Source organism: Paenibacillus sp. FSL R10-2736 (assembly GCF_038000245.1).
GTDB lineage: Bacteria > Bacillota > Bacilli > Paenibacillales > Paenibacillaceae > Paenibacillus_AQ > Paenibacillus_AQ phytohabitans.
In genome coordinates, this window is sequence record NZ_JBBOBN010000001.1 from 1,658,998 (window position 1) to 1,679,509 (window position 20,512).

Genomic DNA, 20,512 nt, shown 5'->3' on the forward strand with positions numbered 1-20,512 from the left:
CTCGGCCATTTACAGGCCGGGCGGAAATTCTAATCCGGACTTTGCTGCAAGGAGCACATAAGACAAAACTAGATTATGCAGGAGGTAAACATGAGCAAGCGTTTAACGGAAGTGCTGCAAGGCCATGAGGATAATTACATTCTTCCTTTTCTCTGGCAGCATGGTGAAGAGGAAGTGGTAATCCGGGAAGAGATTGCCCGTGTCCATGAATCGGGGATCGGGGCAATCTGTGTTGAGGCGCGGCCTCATCCTGATTTTCTCGGACCAAAGTGGTGGCAGGACATGGATATTATCATGGATGAGTCCCGAATGCGAGGCATGAAGGTATGGTTGCTGGATGACGATCATTTTCCTACTGGACATGCGGCAGGCAAGGTGAAGGAAGCTCCGGAAGAGCTTCAGCGTAAATTTTTGGGTGAACACTATATTGATACCCTTGGTCCTGCAAAGGGTGCTTCGCTGCTGCTCGATACCTTGCTGATGACCGGACTCCGGCCGACATTCTCCCTGCGCAGCAACGCCAGTGGCACAAATAAGCTGATCTCAGTAGTTGCGGTCCGTCGTGACCCATCTAATGGAACATTACTTGGGGACTGCGTAGACATTACTGAATTCGAGCATGATGGAACCCTTTACTGGGACATCCCTGAGGGTTATTGGCGGATCTTTATTATTTCAGAAAATAAGGATGGCGGCAGCAAGCAGCAGGAAGATTATTTGAACCCGCTTGTCCGGGATTCAGTCCGCATTCTGCTGGATACGGTCTATGAGCCTGTCTATGAACGCTATAAAGCAGATTTTGGCAAAACCTTTGCCGGATTCTTTTCAGACGAACCCGGATTTTATAACGATAAGACTACCTTCGACTTTAATTCGAAACCAGGAAAACAAGGGGTGTCGCTTCCCTGGAGCAGTGAAATGCCAGCCTTGCTTGAGCAGGCGCTCGGTGAGGATTACCGCAGGCAACTGCATCTTCTCTGGCATGATACGGGGGGACAATCACATATTGTCCGCTACACGTATATGAACATTGTCAGCAAGCTTTATGCAGAGAATTTCTGCAATCAAATCGGAGATTGGTGTAGAGGCCGCGGGGTAGAATACATTGGGCATGTTCTTGAAGACAACAATGTGCATGCAAGACTTGGACCGGGCACCGGACACTTCTTCCGTTCACTCTGGGGACAAGATATGTCTGGCCTTGATGTGGTGCTGTGGCAAATTGTTCCCGGCTTTGATCAATTGTCTTTCCGCCAGCCAATGGGGGGAGAGACGGATAGTGAATTCTTCCACTATGGCCTCGCTAAGCTTGGTGTGTCGCTCGGGCATATTGATCCTAAGAAACAAGGCCGGACAATGTGTGAAGTATATGGGGCATATGGCTGGACAGAAGGCTTAAAGCTGATGAAATGGCTGACAGATCACATGCTCGTCCGCGGCGTAAACCATTTTGTTCCGCATGCGTTTACCCAAAAAGCTTTTCCGGAGCCGGATTGCCCGCCGCATATGTATGCAGGCGGACAGAATCCACAGTACCGCTATTATGGCTATCTTAACCGTTACATTAACCGGATTAGCCACCTGATTTCAGGGGGGACACATGTAGCGTCTGCGGCCGTCGTCTATCATGCTGAAGCTGAATGGTCAGGGAACGCGATGTACTTTCATAAGCCGGTTAAGGCTTTGATGCAGCATCAAATCGATTGTGAAGTGATTCCTGTTGATGTTCTTCTGGAGGCAGCTAGTGTGAAGGACCATAAATTAGTGGTGAACCGCGAGGATTATAGCTGCCTTATTATACCTTATGCGGAAGCACTCCCGGCAGCGATGTTAGAGCGTCTGCTCCAGTTTGCCGAACAAGGCTTACCCGTCTGTTTTGTTGACGGATTCCCGGAACGCTCGAGTGAGGGTATAGATGTATCCGGTGAACTGTCATCACTATCGGCTCATCCGAATGTTAAGACTTGCGAATTAGGCAAGCTTGCGCAAGGGCTTATTGCAGACGGTTATTATGAGGTCAGAGCTCAGCAATACGAGCCCTATCTCCGGAATTATCATTATACTCATGATGATTTAGATGTTTTTATGTTTTTTAACGAAAGCCCGAATCAGGTGATATCCACGAAGATTGTTCTACCGGTTCGAGGAGATGTTTATGCTTATAATGCTTTTCTTAATCAGATAAGAAGGTTAGAGGTAGTTGGGCTGTCAGGTGCAAGAACTGTAGAGCTTGTTTTGCATCCGTATGAATCGATTGTCCTGCTGCATGGCCCTTCCCTAAAAGATTACCCTGCCGCTCCGCTGCAGAGGGCAACAGGCTCAACCTTTGAATTAAAAGAAGAGTGGACAGTCTCCATTGCCGATGCAGATCATTACCCGCAGTTCAAGGAGTGGGAGACATTAACAGTATTGAAGAATATGAGCGGTCGTGGAGACCTGCCCAGCTTTTCTGGCACGTTCCGTTACGAGACGGAATTTGAGTGGAACAATTCTTGTAACAGCGCATTGCTTGCACTAGGAGAAGTCTATGAAACGGCAGAAGTATGGATTAATGGTGAGCATGTAGGTATGAACCTTTGCCCACCGTATCGGTTGGAGATAGCTGGTCAGATTCGCCAAGGGACCAACAGCCTAGTGATTGAGGTTACAAATACGCTTGTTAAAGACCAGCGGGACTTCTTGTCTTCCTTCTCCCAGCAAGAGCCTAGCGGCCTTATTGGTCCTGTGACAATTACACCGGTGACTGGCAGCTGAGCTACTAACTAGACCTGATGAGGAGGTATTTAGATGAACACCATTACTAATCCCATACTGCGGGGATTCAATCCTGATCCGTCTATTGTACGCGTAGGAGACAATTATTATATTGCCACCTCTACTTTTGAGTGGTTCCCGGGAGTTCAGATTCATCATTCCAAGGATCTGACTCATTGGAGATTACTGAATCGGCCATTGGACCGGATATCACAACTGAACATGCAGGGGAACGGGGATTCCGATGGTGTCTGGGCACCTTGCCTGACGTATGATAACGGTCTTTTCTATTTAATTTATACAGATGTTAAATCTCATAAAGGTGCCTTTAAGGACACCCATAACTATCTGGTGACAGCAGCAGATATAGAAGGTCCATGGTCGGAACCGGTATATTTGAACAGTAGTGGATTCGACCCGTCTTTATTTCATGATGACGACGGCCGGAAATGGTTGCTCAATATGTTGTGGGATTTCCGCAAGGGGAAGAACAAGTTCGGCGGCATTGTCATTCAGGAATATTCGCAGGCCGAAGAAAGACTGGTTGGTTCGGCTACTACAATCTTTGTTGGAACAGATATAGGATTTACGGAAGGTCCGCATGTATATAAGCGGGACAGCTATTACTATCTGGTTATGGCGGAAGGCGGAACCCGTTATCAGCATGCCGTTACTGTTGCGCGATCCACTTCGCTTCTCGGACCGTACGAGGTTGATCCGCTCAATCCGATGCTGACTAGCAGCGGTAATGCAGGGCTGGAACTGCAAAAAGCAGGGCATGCTTCCCTGGTTGAAACTCAAAATGGTGAATGGTATATGGCCCACTTATGTGCAAGGCCGGCGGACGGCCATCATTGTACGTTGGGCAGGGAAACAGCTCTACAGAAATGTTACTGGGACGACAAAGGCTGGCTTCGTCTGGAAGGGGGAGGAAATTCTCCTTCTGCTACGGTACAGGCACCAGTCTTGCCGCTTCATCCGTTTGAACCGGAGCTGGAGCGGGATGATTTTGACGCACCCATGCTGGGTAACCAGTGGAACACCCTGCGGATACCTCCGGACCAGGGTTGGATCTCGCTTAGTGAGCGGCAAGGCTTTCTGCGGCTAAAGGGAATGGAATCATTAAGCTCCTGCCACAGGCAGAGTTTGGTTGCCCGCCGGCAGCAGTCATTTTGTATGGTAGCGGAGACGGTAATCGAATTTGATCCTGAGAGCTTTCAGCAAATGGGCGGCCTGATCCTTTATTATAACACAGAAGATTATGTGTACTTAAGGATTACTCATCTTGAGCAGCAAGGCAGAGTGATTGGGATTATCCAATCGAAACATGGAGTATACGATGAGCTGCTAGTGGCTGATCTGCAGTTGCCGAATTCCAGTCCGGTCCGATTAAAGGCTGTTGTCAATCGGGATAGTCTGCAGTTCTACTATGCAATTGAAGCTGGGAGTTGGTGTTCTATTGGCGGGGAGATCAATATTCTGCATCTTTCGGACGAAGCTTCGGAGCCATTGCGTTTTACCGGTACATTCGTAGGAATGTGTGTGCAGGATTTGGGAGGCAACAGGCAGCATGCTGATTTTGATTACTTTATTTATAAGGAAAGTGAGTGATCGGATTGTCTATAATACAGTTTCCAGAAGATTTTTATTGGGGAGCAGCCACGGCAGCTTATCAGATAGAAGGAGCGTGGAATGAGGGGGGACGTGGCCAGTCAATTTGGGATACTTACGCGCATGCTCCCGGGAATATCCGTAATGGTGACAACGGGGATATCGCTTGTGACAGCTATCACCGTTATGAAGAGGATATTGCTTATATGAAGGAGCTCGGGCTTCGTACCTATCGGTTCTCAATATCCTGGTCCAGAGTTTTCCCCAATGGTACGGGAGAGCTTAACAAGGAAGGACTTGCCTACTATCACCGTCTGGTGGACAAGCTACTTGAGAATGGAATTGAACCTTTCTGTACCTTATATCACTGGGATCTTCCGCAGACACTACAGGATATAGGAGGCTGGAAGAATCGTGAGACTATCGAGGCCTTTACCCAGTACTCCGAGATAATGTTCCAGTCATTCCAAGGGAAAATTAAATACTGGACTACCTTCAATGAGCCATGGTGTGTCTCTTTCAAAGCCCACTACATAGGAGATTTGGCTCCCGGAGAGAAGAATCTGCAAAGTGCGCTTGATGTTGCCCATCATCTGATGATCGCCCACGGCAGGACCGTCAAGCTGTTCCGGAAGCTGGGAGTTCCCGGGCAAATCGGCTATGCACCGAATGTAAGCTGGCGCACACCATTTAGTCCTAAGCAGGAGGATGTCGATGCATGCCGCCGTAGAATAGGCTGGATGGTAGAATGGTTTATGGACCCGCTTTTCAAGGGAGAGTATCCTGAGTTCATGGCCGCAGCTTTTGAGGCCGCGGGAGCGAAGGTTGAAATTCAGCATGGGGATATGGAAGATATTAATCAACCCATCGATTTTCTTGGAATCAACTATTATACGGGCTCATTAGGACGATATCAGAAGGATAATGGATTATTTGATCTTGAGGATATTGATGAAGGCTATGAAAGAACCGACTTTAACTGGCCGATTTACCCTGAAGGACTGTACAAGGTACTCGTCCACATTACAGATCGCTATGGGCCGATTCCAATCTATATCACCGAGAACGGAGCATGTTATGATGGCAATCCTGTCCAGGGAAAGGTTCAGGACACCAAGCGTATTGCATATCTAAGCAAACATTTAACTCAGTTAAACCGGGCGATTGAGGCGGGGGTTTCTGTGAAGGGTTATTTCGCTTGGTCTTTACTTGATAATTTTGAGTGGGCTGATGGCTACAGCAGGCGTTTCGGCCTGATTCATGTGGATTTCAACACATTGAAAAGAACGCCCAAAGACAGCTTTTTCTGGTATAAAAAGGTTATAGCAAATAGATGGATGACCATTTGATAGCTTAAGTTAGCATTGATTATGGATAAGGTTGATGAAAATTAAGAATTTCGGGTTGAGGACTATATAAAAACAGGGCGTGCAGATAATTTTATCAGCACACCCTGTTTTTTAATGTTTTGGAAGGTCGGAACGAGCGTTATCCGGATGAAGAAGACATCGATCAGAATACCAAAGGCTTGCGTGAAGCTGATCTGTTTGAGCATCGCATTAGTCGTGAAGATGGAGCTTGCGAAAACAGAAAACATAGTTACGCCGCGTCCAGCATGACAGACAAGGCTCTCAAGAAAGATTGGTTCAGGAATTCGGAAAATAAATATGAAGATAAAAAATATCATCCTCTGTCTGAAATGATAGTGTTCCGTTATATTGTTCAGCAATATGGCGCATGCTTTTGATCCCAAACCCGTGGCGGTCCTTATCTTTCTTGCTGGTTTGCGGCAAATGGTCACTAATTGTAAGATCATCATTGAAATAGTTGGTGACGTGAATTCCGGTCAAACCGTTTACTTTACCTATTGATATAGAAATTGTCCGTTTCTTGTCATTATTGACGGCTTGCACGGCTTCCAAAGCATTTTCTATGGCATTGCTTAGCAGAGAATATAAATGAGTAGAGGAGATAAAAGTTAAGCAGCGGCCATCTGCCATACAACTCATCTTAATCCCATTTTTTTCACAATAAAGCTGCTTCTTGTAGAGAATCACATCCAGAATATCGCTCCCAGTTTTGTGGGTTGTATCGTAAACCTCAATAGCGGCCTTCAAAGATTCAATTTCTTTATTAGTCAGCTTGTAGCTGATATTTGCCAGCTGCTGACGCAGGTCATGAGTTTTCATGTTAATAATGTCAATTTCACTGCGCATGTTGTCAAACTGCTTTTTCTCCGCATACAGCAATTCATCCATGATTAATAAATCCTGCTTAAGCTTGCTAGTCTCCAGTATTCTTGTACGCAGTAATAGAGTAAGCAAAGCATACAGAATTGCAAAAGTCCGGATGATAAAATCCAGGACATTGTTCTCGCCCTCAAAGGTACGGCTGACCGAGGTAAGTATCATTGTAACAAGAATAAAGATTAACGAAAAAGAAATGATTAACCGCTTGTTAGCCCTGTCATGGTCATACACCCTCTTTCGGCGGAAAAGAAGAGCAAGTAAGGAACAAAAAATAAAATGAATCAAATAGTATAATGCCCAATCACGCAATGGAACCATTTCTTGAAAAAACGAAAGAGTTTCATAGGGGTTTTTGTCTAATATGATAATCAAAATTTCGTATAAACGCCCAACAATCACCTGGATCGCTACTGCGCCGCAAAGACACAGCAACAGCTCAGTAAAGGTTTCCCGGTAAAGAAGGTATAGAGCGGTCAAAACAAATAAATACATGAAAATATTCGTCATACTGGAAAACAGTTGGGGATAGTGCGAATTAATTACCGACATCAAAAAAATAAGCGGCAAGGTGAATGGAGTGATGATACTTAATCTAATACCAAAGTCGTTTTTCTTTTGAAAAGGCAGTGTTAGTAGAAACACACAAAATACAAACTCAATCAGAGTAGCTGAACGAATAATAAACTGTTTAGAGTAGACACCTAAAAAATTATTGATGAGTTCACTCATGAGTTTTTCTTGCTTACATACAACATTAGTTTTTCCACAAACGCTTTTTTCCTCGGCTGACTGATACGCAAATCTACACCATCCAGCACAACAGTATAACCCTGAATTCTTTGTACATAGGCCAGATTAACTAAATAACAATTGTTACATCTGTAAAAATCATATTCCTGCAGTTTCTCCTCAATCGATGAGATTGTGGCATACTGCCGTAAGTCACCTTCTGCGGTGTGGTAAATGACGTGGTGTCCTTCTGTCTCAATATACCGGATGCTTTTGGGCGATATTTTTCGTATGCCCTTGTCTGTTGCTATTAACATATCATGTCCAGGCTTCTCATCAATTCTGCGGATGGCACGGGACATTTTCAATGCGAAATCATAATATTCAACGGGCTTTACGATATAATCAAGCGCTTCCACTTCATAGCCATGAATCGCATATTGGGTGAGATTAGTAATGAAAATTAGGATAACCTCCTTATCAAGGGCTCTGAGGCTTCGGGCAGCATCCATTCCGTTCATATAAGGTAACTGAATATCCATAAATATAATATCAAAATTGGCAGTGTAATTTTCCAGCAGTGCAACAGCATGCTGGAAATGCATGATGTTGAAAGAAACTCCTTTTTCAATGCCAAAGATTGTCAGATGACTTTCTAACAAACGGGCTTGATTAATATCATCTTCCACAATGGCGATTGTGATTATCATCTTTCATCTCTCCAGTTGTTGATCTAGGGTCTTTTTTACTATAGGAAGCGTTTTCTCTTTTGTCAATAAGATAACTCTGGTATCTCGCAGACTAAAAAAATACCGCATAAACTAAAATCCACCTTACTGAATTTGCTTGAATTATATGAGCCTATGCTAAAAGCCACACAAGACAAACGTGATCTTATACAATAATCATGCGCTTTAGAAAGCGTATACAAAATTTATTTAAAGGGGTAATTTTCGTGAAAAACAAAACGGTGAAAAAGGCTTTTACTGCAATTTGTGCGATGGCATTGTTGATAGGAATCACAGCATGCGGAAATGGTGAGAAGTCTTCCGGATCCAGTGAACTGACAGGGTATTATGCTTCTGGAACTAATGTTGAATTTATGAGTGCTTACCCGGAGCATACCTTCAAGCAGGCAACTTTCGGTGTGCAAAATATTGAGACCTTTGCAGATAATACGTATTGCTTAACGAGCACTGAAACGTTCTACTCCGGAGCCTTGGAATTCGCTGATGATGGTAAATACGATGTAGTACCCAGAGGGGCGAACATCACTAAATACTATGGAACCTTAACTTCAACCGATGAAGGAGGACTAATCACGCTGGAATTATCCAAACCTACAGCAGTCATCGCGAACAGTTCCTACTCAGCAGGCGCAAATCCGATTGGTTATGTAAATACTAAAGCTTGGACTGATGAAATGGGTACAGCTGTTGGCGGTGAAGGACCTGCGTTGACTGCTGAAGAGTATCTGGAAACCGTGGCTTTCCCTGAAGCTTCAATTATTGTTGATGGTGCCAAAGCGAGCTTCGACTATACCGTATTAACCAGTGGTGAAACAGCGAATTAAGATAACTAGCGCTTGTGCGGGGGAGGTAACACATTGAAAAGCAAATCGAATGTATGGCGCGGGTTTACTGCAGTTACTGCAGTCCTCTTAACCTTTAGTATTCTCATGACCCAACTGCTAATCAGCTGGAGCGGTCAAGTTAATGTCTTTCTTAATGTCACAGCACCTGTACTTGAAGCGGATGCCAGCTCGATGCATTATAAGAGCGATTACGAGCTATCGGATGCAGGTTTGCAGGCAATGTTAGTGGATTCTGATAAACATGACATACAGACTATGGAAGAGGGTACAGTTTTATTAAAAAATGAGCAGGCGGCTCTGCCATTAAGCACAGAAGAACGTAGTGTTACCTTATTTGGCCGTTCGACAGCCGATCCTGTGTACAGCGGGAATGCTGGCGGACCGGGTATGGATGAGACACGTAAAGTCAGTTTGCATGGCGCACTTGAGGCAGCGGGTTTTAAGATTAATGACCCGTTATTCGATGCTTATGCAAAGAGTGAGGTGTCCAGAGTAAAAGCAGCTCCTGACTGGTTCATTGGTGAGGTTGATCCAAGCTTCTACACCAGTGAGCTGCAGGCCACATACCAGAATGATTTCAACGATGCGGCTATAGTCATGTTGTCGCGTGATGGCGGAGAGGGCAAAGACTTGGCGACATCGGACAGGGATGGAATCTCTCACTTGGCGCTTCATGACACCGAAAAAGATTTATTGAAGATGATTAAGGACAGCGGCAAATTCGCCAAAACGATTGTGCTGATCAATAGTGCGTTTGCCATGGAACTTGGCTGGATTGAAGAAGAGGAATATGGAGTAGACGCCGCACTCTGGATTGGCAATCCCGGATTAATAGGCTTCACCGGTGTCGCCAATGTACTGTCAGGTGCTGCAGATCCCTCAGGCCGGCTGGTAGATACCTTCGCCGCAGATTCACTGTCTGCCCCGGCGGTCAGAAACGCCGGCGACTTCCAATACGGTAATGATGACGGTCATTATATTGTTGAAGCGGAAGGTATCTACCAAGGATATAAATACTACGAAACAAGGTATCAGGATGCTGTTCTAGGACTCCATAATGCAGACAGCAAAGCGGGGGCATTTGTTAATAAAGACAGCTGGAGCTATGCAGATGAAATGGTGTATACCTTTGGATATGGCAGCTCTTATGCCGAGTTCTCCCAAGAGTTAACATCTCTGAAATGGGATAGACAAGCAAAAACGGTGACGGCGACCGTGAAAGTTACCAATCAAGGATATCCGCAAGAATCAGCTTATACCGGAAAGTCGAAGTCCGTAGTGCAGGTATATGCTCAGCTCCCCTACGAAGAAGGTCAGGCTGAGAAATCAGCGATCCAGCTGATCGGCTTCGGAAAAACAAGTGAGTTAGCCGCAGGCGAATCGGAAGAAGTAACAGTCACTGTAGATGAATATTTATTTGCTACTTATGACGCTAATGCTGACAATGGTGCTGATCCAAGCAAGAAAGGTACTTATGTTTTTGATCCGGGCGACTATTATTTCGCCATTGGAAATGACAGTCATGATGCTCTGAATAACATACTGGCTAATAAGGAAAGCGCCAATGTACAAGGAAAGCTAATTGCCGCAGACGGTACTGCTGTAGCTGGAGAGCCGGACAAGGCAGTCGCTGTTCCTCTGGAATCATTGGACAATGTAACCTATGCCAAGTCAGCGTATACGGACGAAATCGTGTCCAACCAATTCACAGAGGTTGATATTAACCATTTTGCCGGGGATACGGTAACGTATTTAACGCGCAACGATTGGAACACTTATCCTGAGCCCTATAATAATATTACGGCAACAGATCAACTGAAAGATGTAATGTACAACGAAAAATATGTAAAACCAGCTGATGCACCTGCATACGACAGCATTACTCAAGGTGCAGAGGTTACGCTCAAGCTGCTGGATATGAAGGATGTTCCATTTGAAGATGATACAACATGGAATAAATTCCTTGATCAGTTAACGCTAAGCGAGTTAAGTGCCACAATTGGCGAGAATTTTGGCCAACCAGCAGTTAAGTCGATTAATAAACCGGTCAACAAAAATACGGATGGCCCATCGGGCTCACAATCTAATTATTTGTATGGCGGCAATCAGCCGGCAACCTTCCATGTTGTTCAAGTCGTGGCAGCTGCAACCTGGAATAAAGAATTATTAGCAGAACGAGGCAAATTTATTGCAGAGGATTGCCTATTCAGCGGCACTTCACAGCTATGGTCACCAGGCGGGAATTTACACCGGACACCGTTTAGCGGACGTAACTTTGAATACTACTCTGAGGATAGTATTCTTGCTTATCTTTTGGGAGCTAATCAAACTGAAGCGATGCAAGCCAAGGGGTTAACAGCTGCCATTAAACATTTCGTAGCCAACGATCAGGAAACGAACAGACAAGAGCTGTCTACATTTATGACGGAACAGGCGTATCGCCAAGGTCCGCTGAAAGCTTTTGAAGGCGCCTTTACCCAAGGAGGTTCGCTTGGCACGATGATGTCATTCTCCCGGATTGGTGCCCGGCTGGCCTATGCAGATTCGGCAACGTTGAAACAAGTCCTCAGAAATGAATGGGGCTTCAAAGGCGTAACCATTACGGACTCTGTCAAAGGCAATCCGAATATTCCAACGATTGAATCGCTCGTGGCGGGAACAGACACGTTCAATGCAGACACTAACCGTGCGAGCGAAGTTCATAAGTACCTAGCAAGTAAGAAGGACGGTTATGTTCTGCAGGAGTTGAGACGGGCCAATAAACATTTCTATTATTCACTGGCCAAATCGAATCTGCTTAATGGATTAACGGATGACACTGAAGTTGAAGGGTTTACACCATGGTGGCAAACCTTGCTGAAAGTGATTAATTATACACTTGGTGCATTACTGCTGATCAGTGTATTGCTGTTCATCAGATCCAGTCTCAGAAGAAATGTAAAGGTAAAGGTGGGAAAATAGAATGGTCTTATTTAAAGATCGGACGTCAGGTTTCTGGATTGGCTTTCTGGCTGCCTGCCTGATGCTTGCAGCAAATATTGCATTTATCATTTTTGATTATGGCGATCGGACCTTTTCCTTTGTAACCTTTGGTCTAATCATAGCAGGTGTCTTGGGAGAACTGCTGGTTTTGGTTAAAACCTATAGTTTCGCGCCGCTTCTACCATCGATCTGTTTTGGCGTAGCGCTCTCTATGCATCTGTATTTAGGATTTCCAACGCTGTCTGATGTTATCAACGGGGTTAATTTCATCGGAGGAAACCCGCAGGCTGTTATTATTTTCGGGATTGCCTTTGCGATCGGAACGGTTGCCTCCCTGGTTTCCTGCTTCATGAAACAATCAAGGTCAGAAGGCTTAATCTACATCGTAAATACTTCAAAATGAACAAGATGGAGAATCGGAAATGAAAAAGATTAGTATCTGTGACGGATGGGGTTTTATAGAGAATATAACTGATGAATTCTTTAACTTTACAGGAGAGGGGACAGCCGTAAGGCTGCCCCACACTTGTAAAGAAGTACCTGTGCACTATATGGAGGAAAGCTCCTGTCAGATGATATGCGGTTATAGACGTAATCTTGAGGTTCCTGAGTCCTTAAAGGGTCGGCGTCTGTTCCTGCAGTTCGATGGTGCTGCTCATGTGGCAGAGGTGTTTGTCAATGGCGAGCAGTTAATGACTCATAACGGTGGCTATACTGCATTTCGGGTAGAAGTAACAGATAAGCTGGTATACGGGCAAGAGAACAGAATTGTCGTTCGTCTAAATACACGGGAAGATGCCAATGTACCGCCATTCGGCCATGTTATTGATTACATGACCTATGGCGGACTCTATCGTGAAGCGTGGCTACTGCTTGCGGATCAAAGTTACATTGAAGATGTGTTTGTACGGACACCGGATATGAATCAGGCAGTTATTGATGTGACCATCAGTCAGCCGGATATAGCCCGCACACTGGAATTGAGCATACTTGATCAACAGCAAAAGACAGTCGGCCAACAGAGCCTCAAGGTATCAGGGGCAGTAGTCAGTACATGCAGCATCGCTGTTACAAGCCCCCACGAGTGGAGCCCGGAAACACCATATTTATACACACTAATAGCCTCGTTAAGAAATAGGAATGGGGAAATTATCGATGATTACCATGTATCTTTTGGTTTCCGGCAGGCAGATTTTCGAAGTGACGGGTTCTATTTAAACGGAAAAAAATATAAGATTCGCGGATTAAACCGCCATCAGAGCTATCCTCATGTAGGCTATGCTATGCCGGCATCCATGCAGGTGGAAGATGTAAGAATATTGAAAGAAGAGCTTCATGTGAATGCGGTCCGCACCTCCCATTATCCCCAGTCCAAGCATTTTCTGAATGCGTGTGACCGCCTGGGATTGCTTGTGTTCACAGAAACACCGGGCTGGCAGCATATCAAGAACGATGAAGAGTGGAAGCGGATCGTCTGTGATAATGTTGAAGAAATGATCCTGCAGTATCGTAACCATCCCTCGATTATTCTCTGGGGAGTCCGTGTGAACGAATCGCAAGATGATGATGTCTTGTACTCCAAGACCAATGAAATTGCCCGCCGTCTGGATCATAGCAGACAGACAAGCGGAGTCCGCTTTCTATGGAGAAGCAGTTTATTAGAAGATGTTTATGCCTTCAACGATTTTTCTCATACAGGGAAGAATGGCGGATTACTGCCAAGGTGGCTGATATCGCCTAATAAGAATAAAGGCTACCTGATTGCCGAGTTCAATGGCCATATGTTTCCGACCAAGGCAACAGATACGCCGACCCACCGGCTGTCCCACGCTATGCGCCATGCCAATGTGCTAAATGAGGTATATAAAAGAGAAGATATTGCAGGAGCCTTCGGGTGGTGTATGTTCGATTATCAAACTCATGGTGATTTCGGATCAGGTGACCGGATATGCTATCACGGCATCATGGACATGTACCGCAATCATAAACTGGCTACGAAAGTCTATGCCAGCTTCTCAGAGGAAACCCCGGTTCTGGAAGTCGGTTCAGATATGCATATCGGCGATTACCCGGGAGGTGCTATCGGTGAAAATTATATTTTCACTAATGCCGATTCGGTTCGTCTATACAAGAATGAACGGATGATCCGGGAATTTAAGCCGGTCAACAAAAAATACCGCTATTTACCGCATCCGCCAATCGAATTCTACGACACCGTGGGCAACGTGATTGAAGAAGGAGAAAAGTATTCACACCAAAAAGCCGAAGCGATTAAAGAATGTCTCTTGGCTATTCAGCGGTTTGGTACTGCCTTACCTCCAAGGTACATTTTTAAAGCGTTGTGGGTAATGCTTCGTCATTTGGTTTCACCCGTAACCTTTTACAAACTGTTCTTCAAATACATTGAAAATTGGGGCGTGTCCGCACCTGTATACCGCTTTGAAGCGATTAAGAATGGCCAGGTGGTTGCAGAGGTAGTGAAAGCCTCTAATGCGAGTATTCATTTAGAAACGACCGTTAGTGGAACGGAGTTAATTGAAGCCGATACCTTTGATGTGTCATCTATCCGTATTCGGGTTGTAGATGCGAATAACAACAATGCCACGTACTCACATCTGCCGGTCTTCTTAAAAGCAGTAGGTGCAATAGAAATCGTAGGTCCAGATTGTGTCACTGCCGAAGGGGGCATGTGCGGCACCTATGTTAAAACAACAGGGATAGCTGGAGAAGGGACATTGACGATTACTTCCAATCAGACAGAACCAGTCCAGTTGCGCTTTAGTGTGAAAATAGAAGGAAGTGGTATTAGTGAGCGGTATTAAAGCGTTCTGGAGTAACTACAGTCTTAAACATCCCCAAATCGCGCAATTTATTATGTTTTTGTTATTAAGCAATGGCATTACGGTGTTTCAGATGATCCTTATGCCGGTTTTGAAGGCAGTTTTTAGCGGATCTGCTTTGGAAGCTCATGATTTTCAGATTTTACCGGTTGGACATAATACTGATGGATCTCCCTACTATATTTTCAACTATCCTTCAGGGTCAATCGCCTCTGGTGGAGGCGGTGGACTATCCTACTTCCTTGCTGTTCAACTGACGCTGGGGATCGCCCAGGTGATTAACTTCTTTGCTCAACGGAATATTACCTTTCGATCCAAAAGCAATATTTACAAAGCGGCTGTCTGGTATCTTATCGCCTATATCCTGATAACCATTTGCGCGGGTGCCCTTCAGGGGTGGTACAAGGACCCGATCTACCAGTTCTTTATTGATAGGTTTGGAGGAACCGGTGAAACGGCTGCAGATTTGATTACGATGATTATTAATGCTGCCATCTCGTTCTGGGTGTATTTCCCGATCCTGAAGATCATTTTCAAAGAAGATAAACAGCAAAAGGTGGCCTAAAAAAGAATAAAAAGAGGTTAGTAATAATGAAATTATTGTCATTCATTGTACCCTGCTATAACTCACAGGATTATATGGACCGCTGTATTAGCAGCCTGCTAGTTAATGACGAAGAAATTGAAATCATTATTGTTAATGATGGCTCCAACGACGGCACTAGAATGATTGCAGACAGCTACGAGAGCATGTATCCATCGATGGTCAAAGTGGTGCATCAAGAAAACAAAGGCCATGGCGGTGCGGTGAATACGGGGATTAAGGTTGCTGCCGGCTTGTTTGTTAAAGTGGTGGACAGTGATGACTGGGTGGACCGGGAGGCATATCAACAAATCCGGATGAAGCTAAAAGCGCTGGTCGCTGAGGGCAAGGCCGTCGATATGGTTGTCAGCAATTTCGTATATGAGAAAACAGGTAAACGGCACCGGAAGGTAATGAAGTATGACCGGAACCTTCCTGAGGGACGGGTGTTCACCTGGGATGAAATTAAATCCTTCCGTAAAGGCCAGTATATTTTAATGCATTCCATTATCTATCGCACGAATTTGTTAAAAGAATGCCGCTTCACACTTCCCGAGCATACCTTCTACGTGGACAATCTGTTTGTGTTTAAACCGCTTGAAAAAGTGAAGCGGATTTATTATGTGAACGTCGATTTCTACCGGTATTTCATTGGACGAGAAGATCAGTCGGTTAATGAGAAAGTGATGATTGAAAGAATAGACCAGCAGCTTAAAGTGAATAAGCTCATGATCGATGGAATGAACATTGAACAGATTAAAAGTCCTAAGCTTCGCCAATATATGCTCAATTACCTTGAGATTATCACAATTATTTCTACAATCCTGTTAATCCGTTCACGTAAGAAAGAAAATCTGTTGAAGAAAAAAGAGCTGTGGAAGTATATGAATGAAAAAGATATTGAGTTATACAATACGATCAGATACGGAGTCATGGGAAGAATGATGAATATTCCGGGGTATTTGGGCCGTAGTATAACGGTATCTGCCTATAAAGTCTCACAGAAGATTGTGGGATTCAATTGAAAGCTGCAAACCTGTGGATGGACCCTTCATCTGCAGGTTTATTTTTTTACGCCGCAAATTTTGATAAAAGGCAGGGTGAGACTATATGAAATACGACTATCTGGTTGTGGGCTCCGGACTATTCGGCAGTATCTTTGCCTATGAAGCAGCCAAGCGGGGAAGACGGATAAAGGTAATCGATAAGCGGGATCATCTGGGCGGTAATGTATACACCAAAAATATTGAAGGTATCCAGGTACATCAATATGGGGCGCATATTTTCCATACGAATAACAAAGGGATTTGGGACTACATTAATCAGTTTGCCGAATTTAACCGCTATACCAACAGTCCCATTGCCAACTATAAAGGTGAAATATATAGCTTGCCTTTTAATATGAATACTTTTAATCAATTATGGGGGACGATTACGCCTGACGAAGCACAGTCAAGGATCGCTGAACAAAGATCAGCCGCTGGAATTGGGGATCCGAATAACCTGGAAGAACAAGCTATTTCATTAGTTGGACTCGATATCTATGAGAAACTGGTAAAGGGTTATACCGAAAAACAATGGGGGCGTAAAGCAGCAGAGCTGCCTGCCTTCATTATCAAACGGATCCCTGTCCGTTTCACCTATGATAATAATTATTTCAATGACCGGTATCAGGGAATTCCTATCGGCGGCTATACGCAAATCATTGAAAAAATGCTGTCTGGTGAATTGATTGACCTAGAGTTGAATCAAGACTTATTTGCAAATAAAGCGGCTTACTTAGAAGAATACCCCAAGATTGTTTATACAGGAATGATCGATCAATTGTTTGATTACAGGTACGGTGAATTAGAATACCGGAGTTTAAGATTTGAATCCGTTACTTTGGACCGGCAAAACTATCAAGGAAATGCAGTGGTCAATTATACGGATGCAGAAACCCCATATACGCGGATTATTGAGCATAAACATTTTGAATTTGGCGAACAGCCAAAGACCATCGTTACTCGAGAATACCCGCAAACATGGAAAAAGGGTGACGAGCCGTATTACCCTTTAAATGATGACGGTAATAATGAGAAATATAGAAAGTACCGTGAGCTAGCGGAGGATCTGCCCAATATTGTGCTCGGGGGACGACTGGGTATGTATAAATATTTCGATATGCATCAAGTCATTGCAGCAGCATTAAGCTTAGTCAAAGAAGAATTCAGATGAAGTATGAAACTTTAATTAACCAAATGAGTGTAGAAGAGAAAGCATTGTTAATGTCAGGTAAGGATTTCTGGACGACTCAAAACATCGACCGTCTGGGAATCCACAGCCTGTATCTGGCGGATGGGCCACATGGTGTTAGAAGGCAGGCAGCAGCAGCAGACCATCTTGGACTAAATGCCAGCATTCAAGCAACTTGTTACCCAACCGCTGCGACTGTAGCTAACAGCTGGAATGTGGAGCTTGGTGAGAGGATTGGAGAGTATCTTGGAGAGGAAGCTGCTTCGCAGCAAGTCAATGTTCTTCTCGGGCCTGGTATTAATATGAAGAGAAACCCTCTCTGCGGAAGGAACTTCGAGTATTTCAGTGAAGATCCGCATCTTGCCGGTAAAATGGCTGCTGGTTACATCCGGGGCATTCAATCACAGGGAATATCAGCATGTGTAAAGCACTTCGCAGTAAATAATCAAGAAGAGAGACGGATGTCAATAGATGCATGTGTAGATGAAAGAGCGCTTAGGGAAATCTATCTGACTGCATTTGAAATCGCTGTTCAGGAAGGCAAGCCGAAGACGCTTATGTCTTCCTATAACCTTCTTAATGGAAGTTACACGAATGAGAACATCCATTTAATGAGGGATATTTTGCGTGATGAATGGGGTTATCAAGGGGTTGTTGTCACTGATTGGGGCGGCAGTAATGACCGCTTAGCAGGATTGTTAGCTGGCAATGAACTCGAGATGCCGACAACCGCAGGCGAGACGAATGCTGAAATCATCCGGGCCATCCAGAGCGGAGAAATCGTGGAAGAAGGATTAGATGAATGTGTGAACAGACTACTTGAGCTTATTTTTACAACAAGAATAGCTTCCAGCAGACCTGGGAAATTTGATGTGGAAAAGCATCATAAGCTGGCAAAGAGAGCTGCTGAAGAGTCTGTGGTGCTTCTTAAAAATGAAGGGAATATATTACCCCTTAGAAAAGGTATGAAGTTAGCCGTAATCGGTAATTTTGCGGAAAATCCAAGATACCAGGGGGCTGGATCTTCTATTGTAAATCCAACAATTACCGGTAATCTGTTAGATGATCTAGAACAATCAAATTTGATCAGTATTGGATATGAGCCCGGTTTTGAACGTCAAGGCAAGAATAATATGAAAAAACTGAATAAGGCTTGTGCTCTTGCCCAAAAAGCTGATGTTGTTCTTCTATATATGGGTCTGGACGAAGCTTCTGAAACTGAAGGATTAGATAGACGAAGCATGGAGATCCCCCGGAATCAGATTAACCTATTACACGCATTATATAAAGTTAACCCCAACATTGTAGCAGTGCTCGCTTGCGGCTCTGTGGTAGAGATGCCGTGGATTCATAAGATTAAAGGATTAATCCACGGTTATCTATCGGGGCAAGCAGGAGCGGGGGCTATTGGGAGGGTTTTAACGGGAGAAGTGAATCCTTCAGGGAAACTGGCAGAAACCTATCCCCTGTGTTATGAAGATACGCCTTCCTATCACCACTTCCCGGGTAAGGAAGCCACCGTAGAATACAGAGAGAGCATTTATATGGGCTACCGCTATTATGATACAGCAATTAAGAACGTGCTTTTCCCGTTCGGTTACGGTCTAAGCTATACCCAATATGAGTACTCCAACCTTGAGGTTTCCAGTAAAGGGGTAACATTTGAATTAACGAATACCGGAGATGTTCCCGGAATGGAGATTGTTCAGCTATATGTAGGCTGTAAATCGCAGGAAATATTTAGAGCGGTTAAAGAATTAAAAGGATTTGCCAAAGTGCGTCTGGCTGCGGGAGAGACCCGGAAAGTAACGCTGCCTTTTGATGATAAAACATTCCGCTATTTCAACGTGAAGACAAATAAATGGGAAATCGAAGCAGCGGACTATGAGATCAGTATCGGTGCTTCAAGTGCAGACATCCGATTGGCAGACACCCTGTTTGTAGAAGGGACGGGTGCACCGCCTCCTTATGATAAGGATATGCTTCCTACCTATTATTCGGGAAAAGCCAACAATGTCAGCTCGACTGAATTTGAATATCTGCTTGGATATAAAATACCTGTCTCTAAATGGGACCGGTCACAGCCTCTGGGGTACAACGATACGATTGCCCAGTGCCAGTATGCAAAGGGAAGAAGTGCGAGGTTTGTTTACCATTTAATAGTTTTTGTTCATTGGTTTTTAATAAAGATCGAAAAGAGAAGCACAGCTAATATCATCATGATGTCTATTTATCATATGCCCTTCAGAGGTATTGCGAGAATGACAGGCGGAATTGTGAATATGAAGATGCTGGATGGGATTTTGATGATGGTAAATGGTCGTTTTTTTAGAGGATTAAGTCATGTATTAAAATATACAAAGTGGATTTGATCCATGCATTAGGATGAACAAAATCATTCAACAAAAATTAAGTTTTCAGATTTTTATATTAGGGGGCATTATCAGCGGGCGTTCATTTTTAGGACATGCGCATGGTAATGCCCTTTCTTTGACTACGGTCTGGTGCACCAGTGAAAAGGAAGGTTACGTCCACATAAAAAGGATTTGAATTATTTTTTGAATACTTCCGCAACAATCCGCTGTTGCAAAAATGCAATTTACGCAATATGCGAAAAATATTTTATTTTTTCTGGATAGGTACGGAATATCTTAATTTCGATTCTGCATGCATTTGTATTATCCGCCGGATAGGAAAGGCCGCCTACGCGTTGTTGTCACTAACGGCCAGAGTAAGAGGGAAGAAATAGTGTGGTTATTTTGCGACTCATACCTCTAAGCCGGGTGGGGGATATTCAGCCGTGTATTTCAGCTGTTTGTTCAGGCCTGCTTATCAGGCATTGCAGACAAAACGTGCTTGAAAAGGGTGCGTTCAACAGTGCCAGTCGCAAAAAAACAACAGAAAAAAACCTTGAATTAAAGCCATTTTGGGCCGG

13 protein-coding genes are annotated in these 20,512 nt (G+C 44.3%); 11 read left to right on the plus strand and 2 right to left on the minus strand.

Going from position 1 to position 20,512, the window contains the following annotated elements; genetic code table 11:
• Positions 1-90 precede the first annotated feature (90 nt).
• The 3 genes from NSQ73_RS07115 to NSQ73_RS07125 are packed head-to-tail and all read left to right on the plus strand — an operon-like array spanning position 91 to position 5,714.
• Positions 91-2,754: a glycosylhydrolase-like jelly roll fold domain-containing protein gene (locus NSQ73_RS07115; protein ID WP_340985887.1), complete on the plus strand. Its 2,664-nt coding sequence runs from the start codon at positions 91-93 to the stop codon at positions 2,752-2,754.
• Positions 2,755-2,787: 33 nt separating this feature from the next.
• Complete coding sequence (locus NSQ73_RS07120) at positions 2,788-4,365, plus strand: glycoside hydrolase family 43 protein (RefSeq protein ID WP_042139071.1); 1,578 nt, start codon at positions 2,788-2,790, stop codon at positions 4,363-4,365.
• Between the two features lie 5 nt (positions 4,366-4,370).
• On the plus strand, positions 4,371-5,714 hold the full coding sequence (locus NSQ73_RS07125; RefSeq protein WP_042141469.1) for a GH1 family beta-glucosidase: 1,344 nt from the start codon (positions 4,371-4,373) through the stop codon (positions 5,712-5,714).
• A gap of 297 nt (positions 5,715-6,011) precedes the next feature.
• On the opposite strand, the gene NSQ73_RS07130 is transcribed toward NSQ73_RS07125, so the two are convergent.
• The gene (locus tag NSQ73_RS07130) at positions 6,012-7,343 is read right to left on the minus strand and encodes an ATP-binding protein (protein ID WP_076243824.1); all 1,332 of its coding nucleotides are present in this window, start codon (positions 7,341-7,343) and stop codon (positions 6,012-6,014) included.
• Positions 7,340-8,053: a LytR/AlgR family response regulator transcription factor gene (locus tag NSQ73_RS07135; protein WP_076243823.1), complete on the minus strand. Its 714-nt coding sequence runs from the start codon at positions 8,051-8,053 to the stop codon at positions 7,340-7,342. Before NSQ73_RS07135 ends, NSQ73_RS07130 begins: the two co-directional genes overlap by 4 nt.
• A gap of 245 nt (positions 8,054-8,298) precedes the next feature.
• Here NSQ73_RS07135 and NSQ73_RS07140 point away from each other — a divergent pair, with 245 nt between their 5' ends.
• From NSQ73_RS07140 to NSQ73_RS07175, 8 genes are all read left to right on the plus strand, one after another.
• Complete coding sequence (locus NSQ73_RS07140; protein WP_042139067.1) at positions 8,299-8,916, plus strand: hypothetical protein; 618 nt, start codon at positions 8,299-8,301, stop codon at positions 8,914-8,916.
• Between the two features lie 33 nt (positions 8,917-8,949).
• Positions 8,950-11,898: a glycoside hydrolase family 3 protein gene (locus NSQ73_RS07145; protein WP_340985888.1), complete on the plus strand. Its 2,949-nt coding sequence runs from the start codon at positions 8,950-8,952 to the stop codon at positions 11,896-11,898.
• Between the two features lies 1 nt (position 11,899).
• Entirely contained in the window at positions 11,900-12,322 is a 423-nt protein-coding gene (locus NSQ73_RS07150; protein WP_076243821.1) for a hypothetical protein, read from the plus strand.
• 19 nt (positions 12,323-12,341) lie between these two features.
• Entirely contained in the window at positions 12,342-14,741 is a 2,400-nt protein-coding gene (locus NSQ73_RS07155) for a glycoside hydrolase family 2 protein (protein WP_340985889.1), read from the plus strand.
• On the plus strand, positions 14,728-15,324 hold the full coding sequence (locus tag NSQ73_RS07160; protein ID WP_042139063.1) for a hypothetical protein: 597 nt from the start codon (positions 14,728-14,730) through the stop codon (positions 15,322-15,324). Before NSQ73_RS07155 ends, NSQ73_RS07160 begins: the two co-directional genes overlap by 14 nt.
• Before the next feature lie 26 nt (positions 15,325-15,350).
• Entirely contained in the window at positions 15,351-16,367 is a 1,017-nt protein-coding gene (locus tag NSQ73_RS07165; protein ID WP_340985890.1) for a glycosyltransferase family 2 protein, read from the plus strand.
• 85 nt (positions 16,368-16,452) lie between these two features.
• The gene (glf, locus tag NSQ73_RS07170) at positions 16,453-17,559 is read left to right on the plus strand and encodes a UDP-galactopyranose mutase (protein WP_340985891.1); all 1,107 of its coding nucleotides are present in this window, start codon (positions 16,453-16,455) and stop codon (positions 17,557-17,559) included.
• Positions 17,556-19,949 carry a beta-glucosidase gene (locus NSQ73_RS07175; protein WP_340985892.1) on the plus strand — a complete coding sequence of 798 codons (2,394 nt, stop codon included), beginning with the start codon at positions 17,556-17,558 and terminating at the stop codon, positions 19,947-19,949. Before glf ends, NSQ73_RS07175 begins: the two co-directional genes overlap by 4 nt.
• The last annotated feature ends 563 nt before the right edge of the window (positions 19,950-20,512 follow it).

What these genes read in the sequence shown, in the direction of transcription:
- NSQ73_RS07115 (WP_340985887.1), top strand. Translation starts at nt 91, where the DNA reads ATGAGCAAGCGTTTAACGGAAGTGCTGCAAGGCCATGAGGATAATTAC.
- NSQ73_RS07120 (WP_042139071.1), top strand. Translation starts at nt 2,788, where the DNA reads ATGAACACCATTACTAATCCCATACTGCGGGGATTCAATCCTGATCCG.
- NSQ73_RS07130 (WP_076243824.1), bottom strand. Translation starts at nt 7,343, where the DNA reads ATGAGTGAACTCATCAATAATTTTTTAGGTGTCTACTCTAAACAGTTT.
- NSQ73_RS07135 (WP_076243823.1), bottom strand. Translation starts at nt 8,053, where the DNA reads ATGATAATCACAATCGCCATTGTGGAAGATGATATTAATCAAGCCCGT.
- NSQ73_RS07150 (WP_076243821.1), top strand. Translation starts at nt 11,900, where the DNA reads ATGGTCTTATTTAAAGATCGGACGTCAGGTTTCTGGATTGGCTTTCTG.
- NSQ73_RS07155 (WP_340985889.1), top strand. Translation starts at nt 12,342, where the DNA reads ATGAAAAAGATTAGTATCTGTGACGGATGGGGTTTTATAGAGAATATA.
- NSQ73_RS07165 (WP_340985890.1), top strand. Translation starts at nt 15,351, where the DNA reads ATGAAATTATTGTCATTCATTGTACCCTGCTATAACTCACAGGATTAT.
- glf (WP_340985891.1), top strand. Translation starts at nt 16,453, where the DNA reads ATGAAATACGACTATCTGGTTGTGGGCTCCGGACTATTCGGCAGTATC.
- NSQ73_RS07175 (WP_340985892.1), top strand. Translation starts at nt 17,556, where the DNA reads ATGAAGTATGAAACTTTAATTAACCAAATGAGTGTAGAAGAGAAAGCA.